The sequence below is a fragment of the Lacticaseibacillus baoqingensis genome (assembly GCF_003946165.1).
Taxonomy (GTDB): domain Bacteria; phylum Bacillota; class Bacilli; order Lactobacillales; family Lactobacillaceae; genus Lacticaseibacillus; species Lacticaseibacillus baoqingensis.
Genome location: NZ_RHOI01000063.1, coordinates 1 through 4,386 on the forward strand (window position 1 = coordinate 1; position 4,386 = coordinate 4,386).

Annotated in this window: 3 protein-coding genes; 1 reads left to right on the forward strand and 2 read right to left on the reverse strand. The window is 45.5% G+C overall.

From position 1 onward, the window contains the following. On the forward strand, positions 1–2,026 hold a 2,026-nt coding region (gene pglX / locus EKM91_RS13535; RefSeq protein ID WP_125754419.1), incomplete at its 5' end, for a BREX-1 system adenine-specific DNA-methyltransferase PglX. 57 nt (positions 2,027–2,083) lie between these two features. On the opposite strand, the gene EKM91_RS13540 is transcribed toward pglX, so the two are convergent. Then, complete coding sequence (locus EKM91_RS13540; RefSeq protein ID WP_125754420.1) at positions 2,084–3,163, reverse strand: tyrosine-type recombinase/integrase; 1,080 nt, start codon at positions 3,161–3,163, stop codon at positions 2,084–2,086. Positions 3,164–3,224: 61 nt separating this feature from the next. Next, the coding region (locus tag EKM91_RS14020; RefSeq protein ID WP_225419541.1) for a BREX-1 system adenine-specific DNA-methyltransferase PglX at positions 3,225–4,386 on the reverse strand (1,162 nt) is incomplete at its 5' end.

Consider the following 4,386-nt stretch of genomic DNA (forward strand, 5'->3'; position numbering starts at 1 on the left):
CTCTGCGGATCTGTTCTCTGTTTTCATTTGGCACAACATCAATATGACGAAGGCTAACGGCTACGCCAGCTATATGACACCGGTTTCTTGGATGTTTTTGAAATCGTTCGAAAAGCTACGGGATTCTGTGCTTCAGCTGACGAGTATCGCTAGTTTAATCCAGATGGAGACACACGCCTACTTCGATGAGGCGTACGTCACTATCAATACATTTGTATTGAAGAAAGCAACCGATAAAACCGATAAAGCCGGTACGTATTTGCGTCTTGTCGATTTCACGGGTGGTATGGAGGTACAACGTCAAAAGGTCACGGCGGCAATCGTAGATCCGTCTGTAAACTACCTTTATCGAACTAACCAAACGAACTTTGGAAAGATTCCTGGGAGTCCGATTGCCTATTGGGCCAGTAAAAATTTAATCCATGATTTTGAGATTGGGGCACCGCTTGGAGACCTGGTCGATGCACGACATGGAATGTTTACGGGCGACAATAATATGTTCATCAGGCTTTGGTATGAAGTAAGTCTGCCGAAGTGCAGTCTTAACGAGAACAACGCAGCAGATGCGCTAAGATCAGGCAAAAAATGGTTCCCATACAATAAAGGCGGTGCATACCGAAAATGGTACGGTAATTACGATTATTTGGTAAACTGGTTAAACGATGGATATGAGTTAAAGACGTACAAGCGGGCTGATGGGAAAGTTCATTCGGGCGTTGCAAATGAGCAATATTTCTTCCGTGAAGCGATTACTTGGTCGCTCATAACAAGCGGAGGATTCAGTATCAGATATCGAGAACCTGGCAGTATCCATGATGTATCAGGGATGTCAGCATTCTCTAACGATCACAATCAACTGATGCGTGTTATGGCACTATTAAACTCGCCAGTTGGAGAACATTGCTTCAAGATGCTAAACCCTACAATCAATTTGCAGGTTGGCAATGTTACAGTATTCCCGGTCTTGCATAGCGCAATCGAGGCTCCAACTTGGGACTCACTTATTCAAAACTCAGTCAAACTAACAAAGCAAGACTGGAATAGTGAAGAGCAGCGTTGGGGATTCTGGACGTTACCAGTTCTCGTCCACATCGCTGAGCATAATCGAAATTGGACTGTGGAAGCAGCTTTCAATCAGTGGAAACAGGAGGCCCAAGATCGTTTTGATCAACTGAAGAAGAACGAAGAAGAACTGAACAAGATCTTTATTGATCTGTACGGTTTGCAGGACGAATTGTCACCAGAAGAGTCCGACAAAGAGGTTTCCGTACGTAAAGCAGACCGTAAAGCAGACTTAGGACGGGACATCCGCGCCTTCATGTCCTACTTTATCGGAGTCACATTTGGCCGGTACTCGCTAGATACGCCAGGATTGGCATTTGCTGGTGGCGATTGGGATGCTTCGAAGTACACGAGCTATCAACCCAATGCGGATGATGTGATTGTGCTGACTGACTCTGATTATTTTGGCGATGACCGAGATATCATGCACCGCTTCCGGGAGTTTTTGACGGTTACTTTTGGCAAAGAACACTTGGAAGAGAATCTCACGTTTATTGCCAAGGCACTGGGTAAAGCGGGCGACACAGCAGAAGATCAAATTCGGAGTTATCTGTTCAACGACTTCTACAAGAACCATCTGACTATCTATCAGAAACGACCGATCTATTGGCAACTGGACTCCGGTCGGCAAGGTGGCTTCAAAGCATTGATGTACCTGCATCGGTACGACGGCGACACGATGGCGATGATTCGCACGTCGTATTTACACACCCTGCAGGCTGCTTATGAAAAGCGGGTGACCACGTTGGACACCTTCATCGCCTCAGAGACCAACACGCGCCAGAAGAACCAGTTGATTAAACAGCGGGACCACACCCGCAAACAGTTAGAAGAATTGGTGAAGTATGACGCTCAACTCCAACACGTCGCCAACATGCATATTGCGATTGATCTGGATGACGGCGTCGTGGTGAACCACCAGAAAGTACAAGCAGACGTCAAGCTATTGACGCCCATAAAATAGATATTTCCCCCTCTAGAATTGATCTGGAGGGGATTTTTGTGCCAACAGATGTGCCAACTATGCATTCTTGAGAATTGCCAGGATTTTATCGGTATCTTTTGCCTCCAATTCCTTGATAATGTGCAGGTATGTAGATTGGGTAGTCGTAATGCTGCTGTGGCCGAGGCGCTTAGAGACAGAAAGAACACTCACACCTTGGTAAAGGAGAACTGAGGCATGGGTGTGGCGAAGTCCGTGGAATGTCACCCGAGGCAATCCCAGTGCATGCAATTTATTAGTCAATACTTGGTTGATTTCAGCGCTGACCATGGCATGCCCGTTGACCAAGAAGAGCGGGGCATTCGGTGATGTGAGGTGGTTTTCTACGAAAACGTGCAGGTGGTGTAAGAAAATTGAATCAAGCGGCAATTTACGCATTGACGCCTTGTTTTTCGTCTTCTTAAAGCCGGCGTGGTATTTGTAGTCCCAGGTTTTATTAACATCCACGGTACCTTCTTGCCAATTGATGTCGCTAGTAGTCACTCCCAAAATCTCCGCATATCGCATGCCGGTAACAGCAGCCAAATAAATCATCATCTCGGGAATTTGATCCGGGTCTAGATGGTGAATCAGCTTTTGCCATTCACCGTAATCCAGCGCTTTTTTTGGCCGGTGTACTACCACTCCTGTGACGACGGCCTTACGTGTTGGATCGTTGGAAATGATGTGCTCATCCAGGGCATCAAGCAGTGCCGCTCTGATCTGCTTATGGAATGCAGATACAGTACGAGGCGCGTGATTACGGGCAAAGACGTTCAACCGTTCTTGGTACACCGTTCGGGTAATATCCTTTAGTGGCATTTTACCGAAGATCTTGCGGATGTGGTTCAGCGTGTTTTCGTACTTGATAAAAGTGACGTTGGTCACAGAATTACGCTTATAAAGATTGATCCAGCGTTCAAAATAGACACTCAATGGGATTTCGCCAGCCTTAAACTGGCGTATGTCCGCATAGAGGGACTTCACCTGACTAGCCGCTAACTCCGCGTCAGACTTGAGCCGAAAGCCGGACTTACGTAATTTCTTGTAAGCACCATCCAAATCTTTGTATGAGATTTCGTACTGCCACACTTTTCCTCTTTTTCGGTAACTGACCATGTTAATGTCCTCCTAATCCAAATGTTTGGCACTTTTTTGGCACATTCTGTATTTTATCCTCTTACGTGGCCATTGTTTGGCTAGGAGGACTGGATGTTATGCGGATTAGGCAGGTGAACAACAGGATCAGCCAAATGGTCAATGGATTATGCTCAGCGATGAAAAGAGGGTGGAAGCTAAAGTCCCATGAACGTTCCGTTGCATCCCAATCTAGCTTTACCAGTTTAATTGCCGTTTTCACATATGGAATAATACGGGAATCCTCTTGGAAAATGTATGGAAATGAATTTACGTCTCCATTCTGTAGAGAGATTGTCGGATTCAGTATTGAAAAAACCAATCCAGAAACTTTTGACGACAACAATCCGAGCACATAATATAGTCGTTCTTTATCGGGGAACATCATTGGCCCTTTATTCGAGTCAAAGATCGAACCTTCTGGTGAATATCTGAAGGAATTTTTTGAGCTGGTAAGCGCGGTCCAAGTGATACCCGCCTGGAAATAATACGCAGATCCTTGAAAGCCAAACGTTCTTCCGCTCTTTTCGCCGTATTGAGATATGCATTCGCCATTTTTCCAATAGTTCACAACCAGCTCTCGATTGCCATACCATCTTCTGAATGTCCCGCCTTTGTTGTAGGGAAACCATTTACAATTTGTGAGTTGCGCATTCTCTGGGGCCTTGTCTCGTCCAATGTTGTCAAAAGATGGTTCCCACCAATACCGGAGAAATATGGCGTTATTTCCAGTTGTTAACCCACGTTGTGCAGGCCACAGTTCCCCGATAGGAGTCGATACCGTGAAAACATGTATCAGTTTGGCACTTGCCCAGTATGCAATTGGTGTTCCGGGAAGCTTTTTAAAGTTCGTTTGGTTAGTTCGATAGAGATATTTCACCCCCGGGTCGGCAATGGCCTCTTGTACTTTCTCCGCTTGAATCATCATGCCACCCTTGAAATCAGACAAGCGTAAATACGTGCCAGTTTCATCGTTCTTAGTGTTCTTCAAGACAAAAGTGTTGATGGGTACCGTTGCTTCTTCAAAAGCCGAATATTCAAGCTGAATTAGGCTGTCGATTTTCACATTGGATAGGAGTGCTGTACGCAATTTTTCATAACTCTTGATGAACATCCAGACAAAAGGCGTCATATAGCCGGCGTAGCCGTTAACCTTCGTCATATTGATATTGTGCCAAATGAAAACAGAGAACAGATCCGCAGAA

What these genes read in the sequence shown, in the direction of transcription:
- EKM91_RS13540 (WP_125754420.1), bottom strand. Translation starts at nt 3,163, where the DNA reads ATGGTCAGTTACCGAAAAAGAGGAAAAGTGTGGCAGTACGAAATCTCA.